The sequence below is a fragment of the Dermacoccus sp. MPR-E5 genome, assembly GCF_058809565.1.
This window is the reverse complement of sequence record NZ_JBXASS010000007.1, coordinates 22,005-44,332: the sequence shown is the minus strand read 5'-3', so window position 1 is coordinate 44,332 and position 22,328 is coordinate 22,005. Positions and strand designations below refer to the sequence as shown.

22 protein-coding genes and 3 pseudogenes are annotated in these 22,328 nt (G+C 68.1%); 10 read left to right on the top strand and 15 right to left on the bottom strand.

Going from position 1 to position 22,328, the window contains the following annotated elements; genetic code table 11:
• Positions 1–201 precede the first annotated feature (201 nt).
• The 6 genes from AC1RS9_RS06905 to rplI all read left to right on the top strand — a co-directional run bounded on the left by AC1RS9_RS06905 (position 202) and on the right by rplI (position 5,973).
• Complete coding sequence (locus AC1RS9_RS06905) at positions 202–2,550, top strand: transglycosylase domain-containing protein (RefSeq protein ID WP_144708349.1); 2,349 nt, start codon at positions 202–204, stop codon at positions 2,548–2,550.
• Between the two features lie 27 nt (positions 2,551–2,577).
• Entirely contained in the window at positions 2,578–3,945 is a 1,368-nt protein-coding gene (locus AC1RS9_RS06900) for a hypothetical protein (RefSeq protein ID WP_144708350.1), read from the top strand.
• Between the two features lie 213 nt (positions 3,946–4,158).
• The gene (gene rpsF / locus AC1RS9_RS06895) at positions 4,159–4,446 is read left to right on the top strand and encodes a 30S ribosomal protein S6 (protein WP_038569923.1); all 288 of its coding nucleotides are present in this window, start codon (positions 4,159–4,161) and stop codon (positions 4,444–4,446) included.
• 32 nt (positions 4,447–4,478) lie between these two features.
• Positions 4,479–5,141: a single-stranded DNA-binding protein gene (locus tag AC1RS9_RS06890; protein WP_006944764.1), complete on the top strand. Its 663-nt coding sequence runs from the start codon at positions 4,479–4,481 to the stop codon at positions 5,139–5,141.
• Between the two features lie 128 nt (positions 5,142–5,269).
• On the top strand, positions 5,270–5,506 hold the full coding sequence (gene rpsR / locus AC1RS9_RS06885; protein ID WP_006944621.1) for a 30S ribosomal protein S18: 237 nt from the start codon (positions 5,270–5,272) through the stop codon (positions 5,504–5,506).
• A 20-nt stretch (positions 5,507–5,526) separates the two neighbouring features.
• A complete protein-coding gene (rplI, locus tag AC1RS9_RS06880; protein ID WP_006944736.1) occupies positions 5,527–5,973 on the top strand; it encodes a 50S ribosomal protein L9 in 447 nt (148 codons plus the stop codon).
• A 94-nt stretch (positions 5,974–6,067) separates the two neighbouring features.
• Here rplI and AC1RS9_RS06875 read toward each other — a convergent pair whose 3' ends face one another.
• Positions 6,068–6,889 (bottom strand): serine hydrolase, encoded by an 822-nt coding sequence (locus AC1RS9_RS06875; protein WP_006944609.1) that lies wholly within the window; start codon positions 6,887–6,889, stop codon positions 6,068–6,070.
• 106 nt (positions 6,890–6,995) lie between these two features.
• Complete coding sequence (locus AC1RS9_RS06870) at positions 6,996–8,351, bottom strand: MATE family efflux transporter (protein WP_144708358.1); 1,356 nt, start codon at positions 8,349–8,351, stop codon at positions 6,996–6,998.
• 325 nt (positions 8,352–8,676) lie between these two features.
• On the opposite strand from AC1RS9_RS06870, the gene AC1RS9_RS06865 reads away from it, so the two are divergent.
• The 3 genes from AC1RS9_RS06865 to dnaB all read left to right on the top strand — a co-directional run bounded on the left by AC1RS9_RS06865 (position 8,677) and on the right by dnaB (position 13,437).
• The gene (locus AC1RS9_RS06865) at positions 8,677–9,774 is read left to right on the top strand and encodes a C40 family peptidase (RefSeq protein WP_139023553.1); all 1,098 of its coding nucleotides are present in this window, start codon (positions 8,677–8,679) and stop codon (positions 9,772–9,774) included.
• 383 nt (positions 9,775–10,157) lie between these two features.
• The gene (locus tag AC1RS9_RS06860) at positions 10,158–11,270 is read left to right on the top strand and encodes a peptidoglycan-binding protein (RefSeq protein WP_492920932.1); all 1,113 of its coding nucleotides are present in this window, start codon (positions 10,158–10,160) and stop codon (positions 11,268–11,270) included.
• Between the two features lie 769 nt (positions 11,271–12,039).
• Complete coding sequence (dnaB, locus tag AC1RS9_RS06855) at positions 12,040–13,437, top strand: replicative DNA helicase (RefSeq protein WP_074041083.1); 1,398 nt, start codon at positions 12,040–12,042, stop codon at positions 13,435–13,437.
• On the opposite strand, the gene AC1RS9_RS06850 is transcribed toward dnaB, so the two are convergent.
• From AC1RS9_RS06850 to AC1RS9_RS06795, 12 genes and pseudogenes are all read right to left on the bottom strand, one after another.
• Positions 13,402–13,584 (bottom strand): helix-turn-helix domain-containing protein, encoded by a 183-nt coding sequence (locus tag AC1RS9_RS06850; RefSeq protein ID WP_446026595.1) that lies wholly within the window; start codon positions 13,582–13,584, stop codon positions 13,402–13,404. The two genes, dnaB and AC1RS9_RS06850, sit on opposite strands and share 36 nt — an antisense overlap.
• Before the next feature lie 85 nt (positions 13,585–13,669).
• Positions 13,670–14,041 (bottom strand): annotated as a pseudogene (locus AC1RS9_RS06845) (recombinase family protein); the annotation flags it as partial.
• Between the two features lie 198 nt (positions 14,042–14,239).
• Positions 14,240–14,833, bottom strand: a complete 594-nt coding sequence (locus AC1RS9_RS06840; RefSeq protein ID WP_006944675.1) for a cadmium resistance transporter — start codon at positions 14,831–14,833, stop codon at positions 14,240–14,242.
• Positions 14,834–14,901: 68 nt separating this feature from the next.
• Positions 14,902–15,423 carry a signal peptidase II gene (lspA, locus tag AC1RS9_RS06835; protein WP_006944688.1) on the bottom strand — a complete coding sequence of 174 codons (522 nt, stop codon included), beginning with the start codon at positions 15,421–15,423 and terminating at the stop codon, positions 14,902–14,904.
• On the bottom strand, positions 15,420–17,381 hold the full coding sequence (locus AC1RS9_RS06830) for a heavy metal translocating P-type ATPase (protein WP_006944623.1): 1,962 nt from the start codon (positions 17,379–17,381) through the stop codon (positions 15,420–15,422). The genes lspA and AC1RS9_RS06830 overlap by 4 nt, the downstream gene beginning before the upstream one ends.
• Entirely contained in the window at positions 17,378–17,524 is a 147-nt protein-coding gene (locus AC1RS9_RS06825) for a hypothetical protein (RefSeq protein ID WP_006944664.1), read from the bottom strand. The genes AC1RS9_RS06830 and AC1RS9_RS06825 overlap by 4 nt, the downstream gene beginning before the upstream one ends.
• Positions 17,521–17,907 carry an ArsR/SmtB family transcription factor gene (locus tag AC1RS9_RS06820; protein ID WP_006944798.1) on the bottom strand — a complete coding sequence of 129 codons (387 nt, stop codon included), beginning with the start codon at positions 17,905–17,907 and terminating at the stop codon, positions 17,521–17,523. Before AC1RS9_RS06820 ends, AC1RS9_RS06825 begins: the two co-directional genes overlap by 4 nt.
• Positions 17,908–18,002: 95 nt before the next feature.
• Positions 18,003–18,746 (bottom strand): cytochrome c biogenesis CcdA family protein, encoded by a 744-nt coding sequence (locus tag AC1RS9_RS06815; protein WP_006944749.1) that lies wholly within the window; start codon positions 18,744–18,746, stop codon positions 18,003–18,005.
• Entirely contained in the window at positions 18,743–19,318 is a 576-nt protein-coding gene (locus tag AC1RS9_RS06810) for a TlpA family protein disulfide reductase (RefSeq protein WP_473956790.1), read from the bottom strand. Before AC1RS9_RS06810 ends, AC1RS9_RS06815 begins: the two co-directional genes overlap by 4 nt.
• A gap of 173 nt (positions 19,319–19,491) precedes the next feature.
• Positions 19,492–19,785: pseudogene (locus tag AC1RS9_RS06805) on the bottom strand (integrase core domain-containing protein); the annotation flags it as partial.
• A gap of 4 nt (positions 19,786–19,789) precedes the next feature.
• Positions 19,790–19,945: pseudogene (locus tag AC1RS9_RS06800) on the bottom strand (IS30 family transposase); the annotation flags it as partial.
• A gap of 53 nt (positions 19,946–19,998) precedes the next feature.
• Positions 19,999–21,243, bottom strand: a complete 1,245-nt coding sequence (locus AC1RS9_RS06795) for an IS256 family transposase (protein ID WP_040014493.1) — start codon at positions 21,241–21,243, stop codon at positions 19,999–20,001.
• Positions 21,244–21,297: 54 nt separating this feature from the next.
• Between AC1RS9_RS06795 and AC1RS9_RS06790 the strand changes: the two genes are divergently transcribed.
• Positions 21,298–21,543 carry a peptidoglycan-binding domain-containing protein gene (locus AC1RS9_RS06790; RefSeq protein WP_040014492.1) on the top strand — a complete coding sequence of 82 codons (246 nt, stop codon included), beginning with the start codon at positions 21,298–21,300 and terminating at the stop codon, positions 21,541–21,543.
• Positions 21,544–21,621: 78 nt separating this feature from the next.
• On the opposite strand, the gene AC1RS9_RS06785 is transcribed toward AC1RS9_RS06790, so the two are convergent.
• On the bottom strand, positions 21,622–22,311 hold the full coding sequence (locus AC1RS9_RS06785; protein ID WP_136788240.1) for a M48 family metalloprotease: 690 nt from the start codon (positions 22,309–22,311) through the stop codon (positions 21,622–21,624).
• Positions 22,312–22,328: the final 17 nt, after the last annotated feature.

Sequence of the window (22,328 nt, the reverse complement as noted above, 5' to 3'; positions counted from 1 at the left end):
CCGACAGGACGTCGCACTGCGCCCGACGGCCTGCCCACGTCGCCACTTCCACCACCCTGTTGCCCCGACGCTGGCGCTCCGGGCAAGGCTCACGCACAGGCATTGACAGCCACCACGAGGACGCGGCGGGAGCCCGCTCGGTACGCTGATCGATGAGAATGACGCCGCATGTCGTGCGTCGCGCGAGAGTGAGGCACGTCCGTGGTCAGCGAATCCGGTTCACAGCGACCCCTGCCGAAGGGTGGGTCGCGTCCGTCGAACGGCGGTGGCAGCTCCAAGGCATCCACCTCCCGCGCCGATGCGCGGGGCGCTCAGGGCGCGAGTCCCGCGGCGCGGCGTCGACGGGGGAGCAAGAAGAAGAGCGCGCACTCGTTGCCGTTCCGCATCGTGCGCGCCGTCCTGCTCACCCTCGCGAGCCTCGTGCTGCTGGCCGTGCTCACGTTCATCGGCCTCTACCTGTTCATCGACATCCCCAAGGCCAACGCGCAGGCGACGCAGGCGGTCTCCGTCGTCTACTACGCCGACGGTAAGACGGAGATGGGCCGCTTCACGACGACGAACCGTGACCCCGTCGAGCTGAACAAGGTGCCGATCGACGTGCAACACGCGTTCATCGCCGCCGAGGACCGCAGCTTCTACTCGAACCGCGGCATCTCCCCGACGGGCATCGCGCGCGCCTTCATCAACGACTTCACCGGTGACGGTGGCAGCCAGGGCGGCTCGACGCTGACGCAGCAGTGGGTGAAGAACTACTTCCTGACGCAGGACAAGACGGTCACCCGCAAGGTGAAGGAGGTCGTCATCAGCCTCAAGGTCGACCAGGAGATGAGCAAGGACGAGATCCTGCAGGCCTACCTCAACAACGTCTACTTCGGGCGCGGGACGTACGGCATCCAGGCTGCGTCGCAGTCGTACTTCCACAAGGACGTCTCCCAGCTGACGACTGTGGAGGGCGCGTTCCTCGCCTCCGTCGTCAACAACCCGGAGAACATGGATCCGAGCGTCGGGCCCAACTCCGAGCAGCGTGCCAACGAGCGCATGGCGTACACGCTCAACGGCATGGTCAAGATGGGGTGGCTGACGGCCGAGGAACGCAACAAGGCCGTCATGCCGAAGTTCTATCCGCGTCAGCCGATCAAGTACGCGGACGGGCCGCAGGGCTACGTCATCGCCTCCGTCCGCGGCGAACTGTCGCGCAAGCTGAAGCTCAGCCAGGAGGACATCGACCGCGGTGGTCTGCGCATCACGACGACGATCGACAAGCGCGCGCAGGACGCGGCCGTCACGGCGGTGGAGAAGCACACGCCTGACACGTTGCTCGGCAAGCTGCACACCGGCCTCGTCGCCGAGCGTGCGAACGACGGCGGCGTCGTCGCGATGTATGGCGGCGCCGACTACGACCCGGTGAAGTCGCCCTACTCGGACGCAGATCAGGCGATGCTGCAGACCGCGTCATCGATGAAGCTGTACACCGCGATCGCTGCGCTGCAGCACGGCAAGTCGGTCGACACCCAGTACAACGGCAACAACTATCTGCCGATCGGTGCCGGCAAGTACGTGCAGAACAACCAGAACGAGTCGTGGGGTTGGCAGCCGATCAGCAACATGCTCGCGTACTCGATCAACACGGCGTTCGTCCGGCTCAACCGGGAGATCGGGCCGGCGAATACGCTCGAGGCGGCGCAGGCCTCGGGCATGCCGAAGACGCTCGGGGGGATGAACGACACGAACATCCTCAACGTCCTCGGCACGGGTGACAGCCGCGTCGTCGACCAGGCGACGGGGTACAACACCCTCAACTCCGGCGGCGTGTTCCATGACCGACACCTCATCTCGACGGTGAAGTCGTTCGACGGCAAGTACTCCTACACCGTCGACACCAAGGGCAAGCGGGTGTACGACAAGGCGATCGCGGACGACCTCACGTGGGCGCTCGGCAAGACGGGTGTCTACGGCACCGCGGCGGGCGCGCAGGACGAGCTCGGGCGCGCCATGGCGTCGAAGACAGGTACGGCCTCGGGCAACAAGTACCTCTGGTTCAACGGCTTCACGCCTGGCCAGATCACGACGAGTGTCGGCATGTACTACAGCACCGACGGCAAGACGGCGCAGCCGATGCAGAATCTGCCGGGTGTGACGGCGAGCGACGTCTACGGCGCGGGTCTGCCGCGCAAGGTGTGGGTCGACTTCATGGATGCCGCCCTCGAGGGGCAGAAGAAGACGCAACTGCCCAAGCGCTCGTACTACAACGAGAACAAGCCCGAGTCGGCGTCCACGTCTGCGTCACCGACCCCGACGAAGACGTACGCCGCGCCCTCCAGCGCCGCGTCGCAGCCTTACCCGGAGCCGACGCAGTCGAACGTCCAGCCCACCCAGCCCGACGCGACGGACGCCCCAGGCCCGGCGTCGTCCGGGTCGACGGCGCCTGACGCGACGCTGCCGGCCTCCTCCAGCGCGGCTGTTTCACGTGAAACGAGCCCGCCGCAGACGGCGGCGTCATCGGCCGCCGCGAGCGGCCGGGCATCCTCGGGAGTCTCGGCGAGTCGCTGACCGGGCGCCCCCGCTTAGGCTGACCCCATGACGCACACGGCCACGCCTGCGCACCCGACAACCGCTCCGAGCTCGGGTCGAGCCCCGACGCGCACCGACCCGGTGGCCGCGGAGGCCAGTCACGTCGTCGGTGGGCCGCTGGGGCGTCACGCCGTCGTCGGGCGACGCGGGTGGCGCCCGGCCGCCGCTGTCCTCAGTGCGCTGAGCGCGGTCTTCGTCGCGCTCGGGGTGCTGCAGAAGAACCACTGTGTCTCGACGGGGTGGGCGACGCCCGGATCCTTGTGGCGCGCCTGCTACTCCGACCTGCCCGTCGCCGTCGCCGCGCCCGCCGGATCGTCGCCGTGGTCGAACCCGACGATGCAGGGCCAGCCCCCGCTGACGGCACTCATCACCTGGCTCGTGCGCACGATCGTGCCCGGCGGTTCGCAGCTGCGGCTGCAGCAGGGGATGTTCGCGTGGGGGGCCGCCGTCGTCGCGTTGCTCATCGCCCTCGCCGTGTGCGCGAGTGCCGCGTCGCGACCCGACAGCCCCTGGGTGGCTGCCCACATCGCGTTGTCGCCGGTGCTCATCACGAGTGCGCTCATCTCGTTCGACGCGCTCGGTGTGGCCCTCGTCGCAGCCGGGCTGCTGGCCTGGGAGCGCTCGCGCTTCCCACTCGCGGGGGTGGCGCTAGCGGGCGCCCTCCTGACGCGTCCGACGCTCGGCGCCGTCCTCGCGGCCGCGCTCGTCGTCGCGCTCGTGCGCGGCCACACGAAGGGCGCCCTCGCGCTCTTCGTCGGGGCGGGCGCGACGTGCGTCGCGATGTTCGCCGTCATCGCCGTGTGGGGCGGCGACCCGTTCACCTCGTTCACCGCCTGGCGCCAGCAGGGCGCCGGGTACGGCTCGCTTTGGTACATCCTCAGCTTCGCGGGCGTGACGTTATCACCTGCCGTCCTGACGGGCCTCGCCGTGCTCGGGTGGATCGCGGCGATCGCGCTGGGGGCGATTCTCGCTCAGGGTCGTGAGCGGCTGCCGCTCGCGCCCATCGCGCTGCTCATGCTCGTCACGGTGATGCTGACGTCGCGTGCCCTGCCGGTGCAGGCGTGCTTGTGGGTCCTGCCGCTCATCGCGCTCAGCGCCCTGCCGTGGCGCGACCACCTCGTCTGGGCGGGCGGCGAGTTCGTCTACTTCATCACCGTGTGGGGGTTCATCGCGCGCGCCTCGAACATGGCGAAGGCGCTGCCCTCCGGCTGGTATTGCTTCTTCACCCTGGTGCGACTGGCCGGGCTGGTCTACCTCGTCACCGCGGCGATCCGCGCGACGCGTCCGTCGACCGTCGCGTCATCCGAGGACGACGCCGACGAGCGCCGGGCCGGCCTCACCGCTCGGCGGCGCGCGAACGCCGCGTCAGCCTGAGTTCATCCACAGAGATTGGTCGCCGGTGACGGCTACGGGTAGTCTTGTGGGGTTCGTGCCGTCTCATCCACAACCTGTGGCTCCGGCGCGTGCTCCCCGACGGCTCGATGGGCCATCGTGGTGCGTGCGACGACGAGAGGGCGCGGCAACGCTGCAACCCTCCTGTCACGGAGAGACCGTGACCGCTTGAGACCAAAGGAGGTGGGTTACCGCATGCGTCATTACGAAATGATGATCATCCTCGACGGTGAGCTCGACGAGCGCACGGTCCAGCCCTCGCTGGAGAAGTTCCTCTCTGTCGTCACGAAGGACGGCGGCACCGTCGACAACGTCGACGTCTGGGGCCGTCGCCGCATGGCTTACGACATCAAGAAGAAGTCCGAAGGCATCTACGTCGTGGTCGACTTCAACGCGACCCCGGCCACCGCTGCAGAGCTTGACCGTCAGCTTGGACTCAACGAGTCCATCCTGCGCACCAAGATCCTGCGCAAGGACGCCTGAGAACTCCCCACATTCAGTAGGAGGAACCACCCATGGCGCAAGGTGACGTCAACATCACGATGGTCGGCAACCTCGTTGCCGACCCCGAGCTGCGCTACACGCCGAACGGCGCTGCCGTGGCGAACTTCCGCATCGCCTCGACCCCGCGCGTCTTCGACCGCCAGTCGAACGACTGGAAGGATGGCGAGGCGCTCTTCATGTCCTGCTCCATCTGGCGCGAGGCAGCGGAGAACGTCTCGGAGTCGCTCCAGCGCGGCTCGCGCGTCATCGTCACCGGCCGTCTGAAGTCTCGTTCGTACGAGACGAAGGAGGGTGAGAAGCGCACCGTCACCGAGCTCGAGGTCGACGAGGTCGGCCCGTCGCTGCGGTACGCCACGGCGAAGGTCAACAAGACCCAGCGCTCCGGCGGCGGCCAGGGTGGCAACTTCGGAGGTGGCAACGGCGGCGGCAACGTCAGCCAGGGCAACTTCGGGGGCAACTCCGGCGGTGGCAACGGTTTCGGCGGCAACTCGGGTTCTCAGGGCGGCAACTTCGGTGGCAGCCCGACCGACGACCCGTGGGCGACCGGTGGCAACTCGGGTGGCGGCTTCGGCGGCAACTCGGGTGGCAACGCCGGCGGCCAGCCGAACGGCTCGCAGGGCGGCGGCAACGGTGGCTGGTCCACCGGCCCGTCGTACGACGAGCCCCCGTTCTGATCGTTCCTCCTCTTCCCGGGCGTCACCACGACGATGACGCCCCACCGGCCCGGCACGCACGTGCCGGCCACTCACACACTCGCTATCCCGAGTCACCACTCGGGCTCTCATAGAAGGAGAGCACCACGATGGCAAAGCCCGTTGTGCGCAAGCCCAAGAAGAAGGCCAACCCGCTGAAGGCGGCGAAGGTCGAGAACATCGACTACAAGGACGCTGCGCTGCTGCGCAAGTTCATCTCCGACCGCGGCAAGATCCGCGCCCGTCGCGTCACCGGTGTCTCCGTCCAGGAGCAGCGCCTCATCGCCAACGCCGTCAAGAACGCGCGTGAGATGGCTCTGCTTCCCTACTCGAGCTCCGCTCGCTGATCGAGGAAAGGAACACCGACATGAAGGTCATCCTGACCCACGAGGTTTCCAAGCTCGGCACGGCCGGCGACGTCGTCGACGTCAAGCCCGGTTTTGCCCGCAACTACCTTCTGCGCAACAACCTCGCCACGGAGTGGACGAAGGGCGGCCAGAAGCAGGTCGACTCGATCACGAAGGCTCGCGAGACGCGTTCCATCAAGACGCTCGAAGAGGCGAAGTCCGTCAAGGGCAACCTCGAGAACGCCAAGGTGACGCTGAAGGCTCGCGCCGGCGAGAACGGCCGCCTCTTCGGCGCCGTCACGACCGGTGAGATCGCCGACGCGATCAAGGAAGCCGGCGCCGGTTCCGTCGACAAGCGCAAGATCGAGATCACGACGCCGATGCGTTCGCTCGGCGAGTACTCGGTGCTCGTGCGTCTGCACCCCGAGGTGCAGGCCACGGTCGACGTCAAGGTCGCCCGCGCCTGATCCTCACCGCTCCGCCCCGGCCTCGTCCGGGGCGGAGCGACGGCGAAGCCCCGCGCCACGGTTCGTCCGTGGGCGGGGCTTCGACGTGCGTGCGTCAGAGGGCGGTCGCGAGGTGCGCGTGGATGGTCGCGGCGACGCGGTTGGCGACGGACGTGCCGATCGCCATCGTCGGGGTGCGCTGCAGGATGGCGAGCGTGTGGTTGCGGCTTCCGCCGACGTGGCCGATGCTGTTGACGCGCCACAGACCGGCGTAGGGCAGCCAGCCGTTCTTCACCTGACTCGTGCCGATCGAGCCGACGCCCCAACGCTGATCCGCCGCGACCTGTCCCATGAGCGTCAGGATGTAGCCACGGTTGGCGGCGTTGAGCAGCCTGCCGCGCCAGCTGATCTCGTTCATGAGGACGATCTGGTCGTAGGCGGAGGTCGTCGTCAGACCCCAGGCTCCGGCAGCGCGCGTCGACGTCATGCCGAGGCTGTTCGCGACGGCCTGCACCGCGGGTGCGCCGCCGACGCTGCGCCACAGGTTCGTCGCCGCGTTGTTGTCGCTGACGCGGATCATCGGGGAGGCCTGGCTCTTCTCCCACGCGGTGAGGCCGCGCCCCGCCTTCTGGGCGCGCGAGCAGACGGTCGCGAGGATGAGCACCTTGACGATGCTCGCGCACTCGTTGCGGAACGGCGCGTTGTACTGCCACACCCGCATGCTGCGCCGATCGTGCACGGCGACGGACAACCCGCCGGTCGTGGATGCGTCGATGGCGTGCATCTTGTCGTAGAGCCCCACCGTGGTGGCCGAGGCCCGGTTCGCCCCGAGCGTCGAGACGGCGCCGGTGGCCCCCAGTGCGAGCGCTCCGGTGAGTGCGGTCCGGCGGCTGACGCCGTGACTCGTGAGCAGTCGATCATCGAGGTAGTGCGTCATGGGAACTCCCTGAGAGATGCCTGCGTATGACCTCAAGATAGTGGGTGAGGGCGGCCCATGGGGCATTCGCGGCCCCGCGAGCATCGGGGCCGGCGGGACCGGGGCGTCAGCCGGCGCTCTCGAGGTGCATCCAGGCGGTGCCTCGACGCCGGTGGTCGAGCACGGCCATGCGCGCGAGCAGGTAGAGCGCATACAGCACCCAGACCGCGACGAGCGGCGCCGCGGCCCCCCAGCCTGTGACGGCATCCCGCGAGGTGCTCAGTATCCACACGAGCGGCAGGTAGCCCACGAGAAGCGCCAGTTGCGCACGGGCGAGGAACGCGCCGTCCCCAGCACCCATGAGCACACCGTCGTGGACGAACAGCACGCCCGACGGTGCGCTCACGAGGGCGATGACGACGAGGGCGGCGCTCGTCGTGTGCGCGATCGTCGCATCGGAGGTGAACAGCAGGGGCACCCACCACGCGGTGACCAGCGTCGCGACACCGCCGACGAGTCCGCAGCGCCAACCCCATCGGGTGAGCGTCGCGGTCAGTTCGCGGGTGCGTGAGGCGTCACCGCGGCCCAGTGATTCGCCGACGAGCGCTTGCGCGGCGATGGCGACGGCGTCGAGCGCGAACGTCAGGAAGGTGAAGATCGTCGATGCGATCTGGTGCGCCGCGAGGGTCCCGGGGCCGAACAACCCGGCGGTGGCCGTCGTGAGGAGCAGGACGGCGCGCAGCGCGATCGTACGCACGAGGATCGGCGCCCCGGCGCGTGCCGCACCCAGGACACGTCCCGGGTGGGGGCGGACGTCGAGATGGCGCACCCGTCGGCCGATCGAGGCGAGCAGGGCGAACGCCATGAGCCACTGCGCGGCCGTGGTGCCGGCGGCCGAGCCGGCGAGGCCGGTGTGCAGACCGAGGACGAGGATGGCGTTGAGTGCCGCGTTGAGGGCGAATCCGGTGACGGTGACGAGCAGCGGCGTCCGCGTGTCCTGGAGGCCCCTGAGCAGCCCCTGCGCTGCGAGGCAGACCAGCATCGCCGGGATGCCGAGGGCGCTGATCCGCAGGTATGTGACGCCGGCGTCCACGACCTCAGGCGCGCTGGTCATCGCGCGCACCGCGAGTGGCGCTGCGGCGAACGTCGCGGCGGCGAGCGGGATGCCGAGCACCAACGCGAGCCACACGCCGTCGAGGCCCGCCCCGATCGCACCGTCCTCGTCGTTCGCGCCCATGCGGCGTGCGACGAGTGCGGTTGTCGCGTAGGCGAGGAAGACGAAGATGCCGGTGAGGCTGAGCAGGACGGCGCTCGCGGCTCCGAGCGCCGCGAGCTGCGTGACGCCGAGGTGGCCGACGATCGACGAATCGGTCATGAGGAACAAAGGCTCGGCCACGAGCGTGAAGAAGGCCGGCACGGCAAGAGCGCGGATCTGGGGCCCCAGGGACTCGGTTTCCTGCACTTCTCGCGCCGCCCGTCTCATCATATGAGAAAAAATGTCCTCTCGTGCAACCGCGTCGGCGCGCCTGCTCGGCGGAGCCCCCTGACACCTGGTATTGGCCCGAAACTACGCGGAACGACGGGAAAGATCCAGGTGGGCGTCGTGGCCGCTCATCGCGCGCGGCGCGCGTCGAGTCAAGCATTTAGCGGGCGTGTCGGCAACTTTCATTTCGCACTCAGGAAACGCTCGGGCAGAGTGAAGCCTGCACCTTTGTGAGCGGGGGCTGGCGAGGGTGTGGCAGTGGCGTGCGTCTCCACCCTGGAGACGCGGTGCGCTGGAACGCGAAAACCGTAGAAAGGCTGCTCACTTGAGTACACATGCTCCCCTGCACATGAGGAGACGCGAGCGCACCGTGCGCCCGCAGCTCGCTCTTCGATCCGGCCTCGGCGCCGGGGTGGCACTCGCCATCCCGACCACCGGAGCCCTCGTCGCGGCCGCGCCCGCGATGGCCGCACCCGGCACGGGTACGACCACGCCGAGTGCGACCACACCGACCGTCAAGCCCGTCCTGTTCTTCGGCTCCCGTGGGGAAGCGGTGAAGGCGATCCAGGCGCAGCTCCAGGTCAACGCGGACGGCATCTTCGGCCCTGCGACGCTGTCGGCGGTGAAGTCGTTCCAGCGCAGCAACGGGCTGTACGCCGACGGCATCGTCGGCAAGCTGACGTGGGCGAAGCTCGCTGCGGCGACGACGCCGACGACTCCGACAACGCCGACCACTCCGACGACGCCGACCACTCCGACGACGTGCTCCGCGAACACCACGACGCTGCGCTTCGGTTCGACGCACGCGCTCGTCAAGGTGCTGCAGAGCAAGGTCGGAGTCGAGGTCGACGGCATCTTCGGGCGGGCCACGCGTGCAGGGGTCGTCTCGTTCCAGGCGCAGAACGGTCTGTACGCGGACGGCATCGTCGGCAAGCTGACGTGGTCGAAGCTGGGCTGCTCGACGACGACTCCCACGACGCCGACTCCCACGACGCCGACTCCTCCCACGGTGCCCACGACGCCGACGACGCCGGCGACGCCTCCCACGGTGCCGACGACGCCGACGACGCCTGCTCCGTCCGCGACGGCCGCGCAGATCATCGCGTACGCCAAGACGTTCCAGGGTGTGCCGTACGTGTGGGGCGGTTCGACGCCGTCGGGCTTCGACTGCTCCGGCTTCGTCTCGTACGTGTTCAAGCAGTACGGCATCACGATGCCGCGCGTCTCCGCGCAGCAGCAGGCGTACTTCCCGAGCACGACGAACCCGCAGCCGGGTGACCTGCTGTTCTACGGCTACCCGGCGTATCACGTCGCCATCTATCTCGGCGACGGCATGATGATCGACGCACCGCACCCGGGTTCCACCGTGGGTGTTCGCGCGATCTACGGCAAGCCGTCGAGCTACGCGCGCGTGCTGCGCTGAAAGACGGCGTCGAGACTGCCGCGATGGCAGGGGGTGGCGCTCGGATCCGGTCGTACCGACAGTGGGGAAGCTGACGCGGACGACGGACCGAGCGCCGTCCCACATCGTGGACAAAACTGAATGGTGAATATTTCGTCGAACATTTTTTCGAGGCTCGAAAGGATGTTCGTTTCGTGCTGCCCGGAACCATGCCGAAAGTGCCCGTCAGCCGCGTGATCACAGGAAGATCACGGGGTGCCAGAACGACATGCATGTGATTTTCGGGGTGCTTTGCGGCGACGTTCGGCTCGTGCATCCTCGACATGTCGCACCCCCGTGCGACACGTGAGCACGAGCGCCCACCGCGAGTCGACCGGCGCTCTTCGACGACGGAGCGAACCGCCATGACGAAGTACTTGCCGAAGCACCTTGCCACGCGCCACGGCCGCGTCGAGTCCGCGCGCGTCGGTGCTGCCGCAGCCCGCGGCTCCCGATCCGCCCTCGCGCTCGGCGTGGGCGCGACGCTGCCCGTCGCCGGAGCGGCTGTGATGGCTGCCCCGGCTTTCGCGGCGCAGGAGACGCCGGCGCCGGCGCCCGCTCCCACCATCTCGCCCGTGCTGACTTTCGACTCGCGCGGCGAGGCCGTCAAGACCCTGCAGGCTCGCCTCGCTCTCGTCGTCGACGGCTGGTACGGCCCCGTCACGACAGCGGCCGTCAAGGACTTCCAGCGCGCCAACGGCCTCGACGTCGACGGCGTCGTCGGCCCCCGTACGTGGGCGGCGCTCGACGCGTCGTCCGCACAGCCGAGCGCCGGCGACGTCGTCCGACGCGGCGACTCGGGCCCGCTCGTGCGCGCCATCCAGTCGAAGCTCGGGGTGAACGTCGACGGCGTGTTCGGGTCGCTCACCGAGTCGGCGGTCGTGACGTTCCAGCGCTCGCACGGCCTCGTCGTCGACGGTGTCGTCGGGGCGAAGACGACGTATGCCCTCGCTCTCGCCACGGACCAGGCGACCGGTGGTGACACCGGTACCCCCGGCCAGCCGGGCGTCCCGCCGCTCGTCCACCCGGACGCGCCGTACGAGCTGCCGTTCCTCAACGGCTACCCGGCGCCCATCACGCAGGGTCCGTACGGGGCGGCGAGCCATCACAAGTACTACGACAAGCACGCCGTCGACTTCGGGGTTCCGACGGGGACGCAGGTCGTCGCCTCCGCGTCGGGCGTCGTGTTCAAGACCGAGAACAACGTCACCGGTGGCAACACCGTCCTCATCAAGGACGCCTCCGGTTTCTGCATGGAGTACGCGCACCTGTCGTCGATGAACGTCGTTGCGGGGCAGCAAGTCTCGCAGGGGCAGAAGATCGCATTGTCGGGCAACACCGGCTTCTCGACGGGACCGCACCTGCACTGGGGCATCGTTGACTGCTCCTCCTACACGAGCATCAAGATCGCCGACTCGAAGGAGCTCGGCACCACCTACGTCCCGGGCACGGTCGGCGTCTCGCGCAACGGATCCTGACGGCGACACCCCACCCGGCCTGCCCGGGTGGGGTGCCTCACGTGCACTGCCGTGGCGGCGCGGCGTGGGATGCCGCGCAGGCTGGGTGTCGACCGCGCGGGCTGTCGACGGGTGGCAGGCGCTCACGCGCCGTGCGTGTGAACCTGTGAAAACAGTTTCGATCCAGCGCTGAGGTGTGTCGTGACGCCCGGAAGCCGGGGTGGTCTTGATTGAGTGGGATGGCACCCCGGCGCATCAGCCCCCCACTGGTTCGCCATGCTTCAGGGGGCGGAACTCGACCGCATGTGAGAGTTCCACCCTCGGAAGATGACCACGGCGAACGTTCGTGCGTCGGGGTGTCCTCGCTCGCTGCAGCGAGGTGCTCGTGGGGCTGATGTGGCGTGGTGGTCCGCCTCGCGCAGGACGATGGGCGCCAAGCGGGCCGTGAACGCGACGTGACCGGCTGGTGGGGGGTGGGGGAGCTTTCGGGGCTGTGGACGACAACCCAGGTTGTCGACGACCGGGAGCAATCTTCGTCCACAGGGTGTGGATCGGCGAATCACCGCAGTGGCGCGGTTCCCACGACGGGCTGGCGAATCATCCACAGGTTCGTCCCGGGTCTGTGCACAACCGCCACCGGCGTTTCCAACACCCTGTCCACAGCACCGTCCACAGACGGGTTCGTGAACGGACGGGGCGTCTGCCTACTGTTGTCGGTGGTGAGTGCAAGGGTGGGTCGTGACGGATCGTGCGGCGTCGGCCGGGCGGGTGGCACCCGATTCGAGGAGTTGTGAGCGTGGCTGAGCTGGAGCCGTACGAGGCGCCGCCGGAGTTCGACGGGGCGGGTTCGTCGTCGATGCCGCCGGGCAAGCTGCCGCCGCAGGATCTGCAGGCGGAGCAGAGCGTCATCGGCGGCATGATGCTGAGCAAGGACGCGATCGCCGACGTCATCGCCGAGGTCAAGGGCATCGACTTCTACCGCCCGGCGCACGAGACGATCTTCGACGCGATCACCGACCTGTACGGCCGAGGTGAGCCGGCGGACGCCATCACCGTCGCCGACGAGCTGACGAAGCGCGGCGAACTCGCGCGCATCGGCGGGCAGGCGTACCTGCACCAGATCATCGCGTCGGTGCCGACGGCCGCGAACGCCGGGTACTACGCGCAGATCGTCGCCGAACGGGCCGTGCTGCGCCGGCTCGTGGACGCCGGCACCCGCATCGTGCAGATGGGCTACGGCGACGAGGGCGGCGACGTCGAGGACATCGTCAACGCCGCGCAGGCCGAGGTGTACGCCGTCGCCGACAAGCGTGGCGGCGAGGACTACGTGCGGCTCGGCGACGTCATCGAGGCGACGGCCGACGAGATCGAGCAGGCCTCCGGCACCGACGGGCAGATGGTCGGCGTGCCGACGGGTTTCTCCGAGCTCGACGGGCTGACGAACGGTCTGCACCCCGGGCAGATGATCGTCATCGCGGCACGACCGGCCATGGGAAAGTCGACGCTCGGCATGGACATCATTCGCAGCGCCGCGATTCATCACAACATGACGGCCGCGTTCTTCTCGCTCGAGATGGGGCGCACGGAGATCACGATGCGCCTGCTGTCGGCCGAGGCCGGTATTCAGTTGCAGCACATGCGAAAAGGCCAGATGCGTGACGAGGACTGGACGCGTCTGGCGACGACGATGGGTCGCGTCTCGGACGCGCCGTTGTTCATCGACGACTCACCGAACATGTCGCTCATGGAGATCCGCGCGAAGGCGCGCCGGCTCAAGCAGCGCCACGACCTGAAGATCATCGCGATCGACTACCTGCAGCTCATGAGCTCGGGCAAGCGCGTCGAATCACGTCAGCAGGAGGTGTCGGAGTTCTCGCGTGCGCTCAAGCTGCTCGCGAAGGAGCTCGAGGTACCCGTCATCGCGATCTCGCAGCTGAACCGTGGACCCGAGCAGCGCACCGACAAGCGCCCGCAGATGGCGGACCTGCGTGAATCGGGTTCGATCGAGCAGGACGCCGACATGGTGATCCTGCTGCACCGTGACGACTACTTCAACAAGGAATCGGAGAAGGCCGGCGAGGCCGAGATCATCGTCGCCAAGCACCGCGCGGGCCCGACGGCCGACATCACCGTCGCGTTCCAGGGGCACTACTCACGGTTCAAGGACATGGGCGGTCAGAACTTCTGAGCCGTTGCCGGCGATGACGTCGTAAATGAGGCGGCGCGAGACCCCAAGGTCGGCGGCGAGCTTGGCCTTGGGATCGCCCGCGGCCGCCGCCTGACGCACGTGGGCGATCTGTTCGTCGGTGAGGCGGCGGGCGCGGCCCTGGTACACGCCGCGGGCTTTGGCCAGGTCGATGCCTTCGCGTTGGCGTTCGCGGATAGGAGCGCTCGAGTTCGGCGACGGCGCCGATGAGTTGGCGTTGGAACGTCGCGAACGGGTCGGCCGTAGCATCGGGTGTGAAGGTGAGGCGTTCCTTGACGAACTCGACGCTCACCTTGCGCGTGGTGAGGTCGGAGACGATCTGCTCGAGGTCGATCAGTGATCGCGCGAGCCGACCCATCGACGCGACGCGCAGCGTGTCACCGCGGCGCACGTAGCGCAGCGCATCCAACAGGCCAGCGCGATTGGCTCGGCTCTTGCCAGGTTGGTGGTCAGTGAACAGCTCGTCGACCGCCCGAGCGCTTCTAGTTATCTGGCTAGATTCTGCGACGTCGACGAGACGCGCGCGTACCCCACGATCTGTCCTGGCATGTCTAGACCCTACGCGCAAGGTGAGCAATAGTGCCACCGAGGACCCTATTTGCACGCGAGCCACATGCCGAGAAACGGCGCAAATAGGGTGTACCCCATCCGCGCTAATGTGATTGTGTCAAGTCGATCTGGCCCCAGGGTGACGGTCCGATCTGGCCCCGGACGCGTTGGACACCAACCCCGGGGGACGACTGCACCAACGCCAACTGGCCGAGCCCGGTTCGGCAGCTGAGGGTCACAGGCCGAACGCGCCGCCCTCAACCAAGATGACAATGCCCAGGCCGATCAAGACCAGCGGAAAGAGGATGTGCTCCCAGCGTTCAAGCACCTCGGCGATCGGCTTACGAGTTGCGACGAACTTCGCGGCGAGGACCAGGACGACGACCAGCGCCAGGAACACGAGGCAGTAGGCCACAAGGGCGCCGGTACCTACCGCCAGGAACACCGGGACGTAGACCCCGATGTTGTCTCCGCCATTGGCGAACGTCACCGCGGCGACCGTGAGGGCGCCGACGGGCCGGTCCGCGACGTTGTCGTCATCGTCGCCGTTGCTCCACGCCTGCCAGGCGGCATAGATGCCCAGCAGGAGCGGGATAAGACCGAAGTACGGGATGGCGTCGTCGGGAAGGATGAATCCGGCGCCGAAGGTCACTGCTAATGCGGCGATAAGGATGCCACCGAACCCGAGGTACTGTCCGGCGATGATCTTGGTGGTGGCGCCTCGTTGCCCGGCTCCTCGGGCGAAGAATAGGGACAAGACGATGATGTCGTCGATGTTCGTCACCAGGTACAAGCCGATCGCCTGCAGCGCGGCGGCGGTCGTATCCATGCGTATTCGTCTCCTTCCGTCGACGTTGTTCGAGTGCTACTGCGCGCGTGCCTGCTCTGGTGCCGTGTTCACGGGTTCCTGGTGTGACGCTGTTCCTTTTCGTCATCCGCCGCGCGCCCGGGGCGCGCGTGCACCAGTGCGATCACGACGCATCCGGTGACGAGGAATGTGTCGGCGAGGTTGAAGGTGGGCCACCAGCCGGTGTGCAGGTAGTCGGTGACCATGCCGTCGCGGGCACGGTCGGCCACGTTCGCGACGGCGCCGCCGATCACGGCGCCCCCGGCGATCTGCTCCATCCGCCCGGCTCGCGGAGCCCGGTGCCAGGCGTACAAGACGAACGCGACAGAGATGGCAGCGGTGATGGCCACGACCACGCCGGCGGGCAGCTTGTCGCCCATGCTGAATGCCACGCCTGAGTTGTAGGCCAGCTGCAGCTGGATGACTCCGAGATCGACGGTGGACTCGGCGAGCCGGGCCTCAGAGGCGCCCTTGGCGATCAGGTCCACCGCAGCGATGGCCGCGGCTGTGAGCAGGACCGTGCCGCGACTTGTTCTCGCAGGCGCCGCCGTCTCGCTGGCACGGCCAATCACCTGGCGTCGGCTTCCGCTGGCACCGAAGCCGCGGGCGTGGCTGCCGGTGGTGGTGGGAGCGGCCGGGTACGGCCGGCGCGGACGCCGTTGCCGATCACGAAGATCTCCGCGACCTCGTGGACCAGCACCACCGCGGCGAGTCCGAGCACACCGAAAGCAGCGAGCGGGATCAGGAGGGCGATTAGGCCGAGAGACAGTGCGACGTTCTGCAGCATGATGGACCTGGCGCGGCGCGCATGGGTCAGGGTGTGCGGTAGGTGCCGTAGGTCCTCACCCATGAGGGCGACGTCAGCGGTCTCGATGGCTACGTCGCTGCCCATGGCGCCCATCGCGATCCCGACGTCGGCGGTGGCCAGTGCGGGGGCGTCGTTGACTCCGTCGCCGACCATCGCGGTCGGCCGGTCCTCGCGGAGCCGGCGGATGATGGCCGACTTGTCCTCCGGGCGAAGCTCGGCGTGCACGTCGGTGATGCCCGTCTGGGCGGCCAGCGCGGCGGCGGTGCGTTCGTTGTCGCCGGTGAGCATGGCGACCTGGTAGCCGTCGGCGCGGAGTCGGGCGACGACCTCCGCGGCCTCGGGCCGCAGGTCATCGCGGACAGCGATGGCGCCAACCACGCCACCGTCGTACTCGATCAGCACGGCGGTGGCGCCGGCCTCCTGCATGGCGGTGACCGGGTCGGCGAGGTCGCCTGCGGGTATCCAGCCGGGCCGACCGAGTCTGGCCTGGCGGCTGTCGATGGTGCCGGTCAGGCCTGCCCCGGTGATGGCCTCCACGCTCTCGGCGTCGCGGTACACCGGGACGGCTGCGAGGATGGCGCGGGCCAGTGGGTGCTCACTGCGCGACTCCAGCGCGGCCGCGATCGCAAGGACCTGCTCCTGGGTGTGGCCGGGAGCGGTGGCGACCTGGACCACTGACGGTTGGTTGCGGGTCAGCGTGCCGGTCTTGTCCAGGGCAACGGCACGGATCCGGCCGAGTGCTTCCAGTGCGGCGCCGCCCTTGACCAGGGCGCCGATGCGGCTGGCGGCACCGATGGCGGCGACCACGGTGACCGGAACGGAGATCGCCAGGGCGCACGGGGAGGCCGCGACCAGCACGACCAGCGCGCGCTCGATCCAGGTGGCCGGATCGCCCAGCAGACTACCGATGATCGAGATGCTTCCGGCGAGGACCATGATGCCGGGCACCAGCGGCTTGGCGATCCGGTCGGCCAGGCGCTGGGCGTTGCCCTTGCGGGCTTGCTCGGCCTCGACGATGGTGACGATCCGGGACAGGGAGTTGTCCTCGGCGGTGGTGGTGACCTCGACCTCAAGCACGCCGGTTCCGTTGATGGAGCCGGCGTAGACGGCGTCTCCGGCGGCAACCTCGACCGGGACGGACTCCCCGGTGAGGGCCGAGACGTCCACAGCGGTGCGACCGTCACGAACGACGCCGTCGGTCGCGACGCGCTCACCCGGACGGACCAGGAGCAGGTCGCCGATCGCGAGCTCGGTCGGAGCGACGGTGACCTGGGTGCCGTCGCGAAGGACAGTGGCCTCCGCCGGAACCAGCGACAGCAGTGCGCGCAAGCCGCGGCGGGTGCGGGCGACGGCGTACTCCTCCAAGCCCTCACTGATGGAATAGAGGAAGGCCAGCATCGCTGCCTCGGCAACCTCGCCGAGGATGACGGCGCCCACCGCGGCGATCGTCATCAGCGTGCCGACGCCGATCTTGCCCTTGACCAGACGCTTCAGGGTGCTCGGGACGAAGGTCCAGGCGCCGAGCGCCAAGGCGACGCCGTTCAGGCCGGTCACCGTCGAACCGGAGGCACCGGAGCGGTCGGCAATGAAGCCTGCGACGAGGAAGACTCCAGCGAACGCGGCGAACCGCAGCTCGCTGACCTCCCAGAGCCGCTCAGGCTCTAGCTCCGCTAGCTCGTCATCGCGCGGATCGTCGTGGCCGCAGCCGCATGCATCCGTCATGGTGCTACTTCCTCGGTCGTGGCGAGGATGCCGGCGGTGATCGCGACCGCGCCCTCGATGAGGTTGTAGGCGACGGTGAACTGGGCCAGCCGCAGACCGCGCCGGGTCAGCTGCTCGGTCTCGACGGCGGACAGCTGGGTCACCGCTTCACCTTCTCGGCACCAGGACGGGCAACATCTCCGTAGGTGGGGCAGAGTGCAACGGCCTCGCCGGTCGCGCCGAGCAGGGTCTCGGCCACGGCAAACAGCTCGATCAGCTCTGGGTGGGTGACCCGGTAGACCGAGGACCGTCCCTGCGGCCGGTAGTCGATCAGCCCGCAGTCGCGCAGGCACGCGACGTGGGATGACACCGTGGACTGCGGCAGGCCGAGCTCCGCGGTCAGGTCGACCACCCGAGCCTCCCCCGAAGCCAGCCGGCGAGCGATCGCGAGCCGGGTGGGATCAGCCAGCGACCGGAACAGCGCTACCGCGGCGGTCAGGTCTGGTTGCAGCCCCGGGTCGTCTGCAACCTCACTTCTCATCGACATGCGCCGATAATAACGACATCAGCCATTGATCGGCCAATCTCGGTGACACCGATGTCGGGCGCGGTGACGGTCGTCGTGGCCCGGTGGGGCTCAGGTCACAGAGCGGGGGTGAAACCTGAGCTGAGGTTGACCTGTATCCATGTCATGGCGGACTGCCAGGCACCGGTCACCATCAGGACACCCACGGCGAGCATGAGCACGCCGCCCAGGCGCTGGGTGGCCCGGTGGTGGGTTCGCAGCCAGCGTGAGGCGCGGTCGGCGCGGGCCCACCCTGCGGCGATCAGCACGAACGGCAACCCCAGGCCCAGGCTGTAGCCGGCTGCGAGCAGTACTCCGCGCAGGACTGGCGCGCCGTCGTTGCTCAGCGGTGAGGCGGCGACCTGGATAGCGCCGTAGACGGGGCCGATGCATGGGCTCATGCCGATGCCGAAGACCATGCCCAGGACGGGCGCGCCGAGGAGCCCGGCGGCTGGTCGCCACCGGACCGGCAGTCCCCGCTGGCCGATGAACCCGAGGTAGACCAGCGCCAGGAGGATGACCAGGACCCCACCGCCGCGCATCAGCAGGTCCCGGTGGCCGAAGAAGAGGCTCATCGCCGCGTTGAGCGCCACCGACAGGCTGACGAACACGACGGAGAAGCCGATCACGAACAGCGCGGCGCCGGCGACGACGCGCGTACGCCTGGTGTGGTCGGTCAGTCCGGTGACGTAGCCGAGGAAACCGGGCACCAAAGGCAGCACGCACGGCGAGGCGAACGAGACGGTCCCGGCCGCCACGGCCAGCATGACGGCCAGCGGCAGGCTGCCGCTGGCGACGACGTCGGCCGCGTCGGACGTCATGTTGCTGGCTCGGCGAGCATCTGGTCGACCAAGGACCGGAACGTCGTCTCGGTTGACTCACCGGACACCCGTGCGGCGATCCGGCCCTGCTTGTCGATCACCAATGTGGTCGGCACCGTGACGACCTTCCCCTGCAGTCCCAGCAACGACTTGCCGCCGTCATCGCGCAGGGAGGGATAGCGCACACCGAACTTGGCCGCGGTCGCGCTGGCAGAGGTCACTGAGTCCTTCTGTAGTACACCCATGAACTGCACCGGCGCACCGGCCGCACGGTAGCGGGTCCAGGCGCTCTGCAGCTGTGGTAGCTCCTTCTGGCGCGGCGGACACCACGAGCCCCAGAAGTTCAGCAGCACCACCTGGCCGCGGGCCGAGCTGAGCGACCACGCCTTGCCCTCCAGTGCCGTACCCTCCAGCGCCACGGGCTTCTTTCGCTTCCCAGGTGCGATCACCTCGATCTGGCCGTTACCGGCGACGTACCCCTTGTTGTCGCCACGCTTGGCCTGGCCAGCAATCGAGTTCGAACCATCACCACAAGCAGCGGCTCCGGCCAGCACCACGGCCGCTGCCGCCACAGCAGCGAGCCGACGCTGGAACGGGGACCGACGAAGGCTACGCACCCGCGCACTCTATTACTACCGACCGTGGTGGAGTGAGTCGAAGCGCCGGGTCCGCCCAATCGCTTTCCCGCGGCCGGCGCTCCACCAGCTCAAGCATCCTGGGGTTGACCCCGTCTGGTGGACATCGGTTATGCGGCTTCAGCAGCCGCGGTGGTGAGTTGGTCTTCGAACGCTGTCGGGCTGATCTGACCGAGGGCGCTGTGCCGCCTGCGACGGTTGTAGACCGTGTCGATCCAGGTACTGACTCCGGTGATGGCTTCGGCCCGGGTCGTGAACGAATACCTATGGTAGTACTCGGTTTTCAGGGTTGACCAGAAAGATTCCTGTTGCGCGTTGTCCCAACAGACCCCGGTGCGCCCGACCGACAATCGAACATCGAGCTCTTCTGCGGCCTCGGCGAGTTGGGCCGAGGTGTACTGACTGGGTTCAACTGGTCGATGCAACACCGGCTTGTGCCAGCAACAGTAGTTCTTCGTTGAAGGCTTCTGCGGGGGTCTTCCAGCCGAGTGCCTTGCGGGGGCGGGTGTTCAGGGCGTGCGCGACGGCTTGGAGTTCGTCTTGGCCCCAGCGGGCGAGGTCGGTGGTCAAGTCCGCTGGGGTGGTGTACGAGGTTGATCCCTCGGTTGGTCGTGTTGTCAGGCTGTGAGGGCCTGTAGTTCGAGTTCGGTGGTCACCTCCTCGGTGGTGGTGTCGACGGCTTGTGCGCGGGCGAGGACGTCGAGGCCGAGGTAGCGGCGGCCTTCGGCCCACTCGTCGTGTTGCTCGGCCAGGACGGCGCCGACGAGCCGGATGATGGATGCGCGGTCGGGGAAGATCCCGACCACGTCGGTGCGCCGGCGGATTTCGCGGTTGAGCCGCTCGTTCGGGTTGTTCGACCAGATCTGACGCCAGACCTCTTTCGGGAACGGCGTGAACGCCAGAATGTCCGCCTTGGCACCTTCGAGATGTTCAGCCACCGCCGGGAGCTTCTCGTGCAGGGCGTCGACGACGCGGTCGAACTGGGCGTGCACGGCCTCAGCATCGGGCTGGTCGTAGATCGAGTGCAGCAACGCCTTGACCCACGGCCAGTTGGTCTTCGGGGTCGCGGACATCAGGTTGGCCGCGTAGTGGGTCCGGCAGCGCTGCCAACCGGCGCCCGGGCTCGTGGCCGCGATCGCAGCTACGAGCCCGGCGTGGGCGTCAGAGGTGACGAGCTTGACCCCCGTGAGGCCGCGGGCGGTCAGATCCCTCCAGAACGCGAGCCAGCCGGCGCCGTCCTCGCTGGTGGTGACCTGCGCGCCGAGGATCTCGCGGTGCCCGTCAGCGTTGACACCGGTCGCGACCAGCACGTGCACCGGCACCACACGGCCACCTTCGCGGACCTTCAACACCAGCGCGTCAGCGGCGACGAACGTGAACGGCCCGGCGTCTTCGAGTCGTCGGGTGCGGAACTCTTCGACGTGCTCGTCGAGTTCCTTGGCCATCACCGAGACCTGGGACTTCGACAGGCCGGTGATCCCGAGAGTCTGGACGAGCTTGTCCATCCGCCGCGTCGAGACGCCGAGGAGGTAGCAGGTCGCCACCACGCTGGTCAGTGCTCGTTCGGCACGCTTCCTGCGCTCGAGCAGCCACTCCGGATACAGCGACCCGGTGCGTAGCTTGGGGACGGCGACATCCAGGGTGCCGACGCGGGTGTCGAGGTCGCGGTGGCGGTAGCCGTTGCGGGAGTTGACCCGCTCCGGGGTCCGTTCGTTGTAGCCGGCACCGCACACCGCGTCGGCCTGGGCGGACAGCAGTGCATTGACGAAGGTGGTGAGCAGGTCCCGCATCAGATCGGGGCTCGCCTGGGACAGCTGCTCGTTCAGGAAACGGGCAGGGTCGATACTGGGTCCAGCGGTCATCAAGGTGTCCTTCTTCGAGGTTGGTTGTGAGAGATCACTCGAAGGATCCACCTGGTGGCCGCGCCTACGTTGAAGGCACGCGCTCACTCAGGTCCGTCGTACACCACTCTGCTGGACTCCACTCTGCGCGCCTCGGTGGCGAACTTGCAGCGCCACCTCGGCATTCGCGCTGACGGCGTCTTCGGCCCGCAGACCCGCGCGGCCGTCGTGCGCTTCCAGCGCGCGCACCACCTCGGCGTAGACGGTGTCGCCGGCCGGGCCACCTTCCGCGCGCTCCACATGTACTACGTGGACGCCTGAGCGAACGCGAAGGAGGGGTGGTGATTCCAGTGGAATCACCACCCCTCCTTCGCGTTCGCTGGGCGCGGGGGGAGTCTGTCAGTTCTCCAGGAGTTCGATGCGTTCGATCAGTGGGGGGTGGGTGTTGAGCCACGACATGGGTGGCGTCTGACTCTCTTCGTTGCCATTGTCGTGCTGGTTTTCGAGGTAGGAGGTCAAGCCGGGCGCGAGGCCGTGCTTCTTCACGAAGTCGTCGGCGCGGAACTCTTCAGCGCGGTCGGCGGCGCGCAGGGCCAGTAGCAGCCCTGTCCAGATCAGTGCGCAGGCTACGCCCGCACCAAGGGCTACAGGGTGGTTGCGCAGCAGGCCCAAGAGCATGAGGGCGGCCACGGCGCCGACAGCGAAGGTCGCAAAATGCCCGAGGTCATGGCGGAGTTGGCGGAACACTCCGCCCGTCGCCGCATTGAACATGCGTCCGCAGAAGAGGGCGGGCGTCATCATCCAATAAACGACCGGGTGCACGAGTTGGCCTCCCCTCAGGTGGCCGATCTCGTGCGCCACGACGCCGGCGAGAACCTCAGGGGGTATCGCTCCCTCATCCTCGAGGGCGTCGACGTCCTCGCCGCAGAAACCTACGCTGCGGCGAAACATGGCACACGGGGGCGCATTCCTCAGGTTGGTACGGAAGATGTATACGTCCTGGAGCGCGACGCCTGCTTCCTCTAGAAGGTTGACCGTGTCTGCGCCCAGAACGGTTCGAGCTTCCCCTACGGGCTTCCATTTGAGCACCGCCCTGATGAGATTCC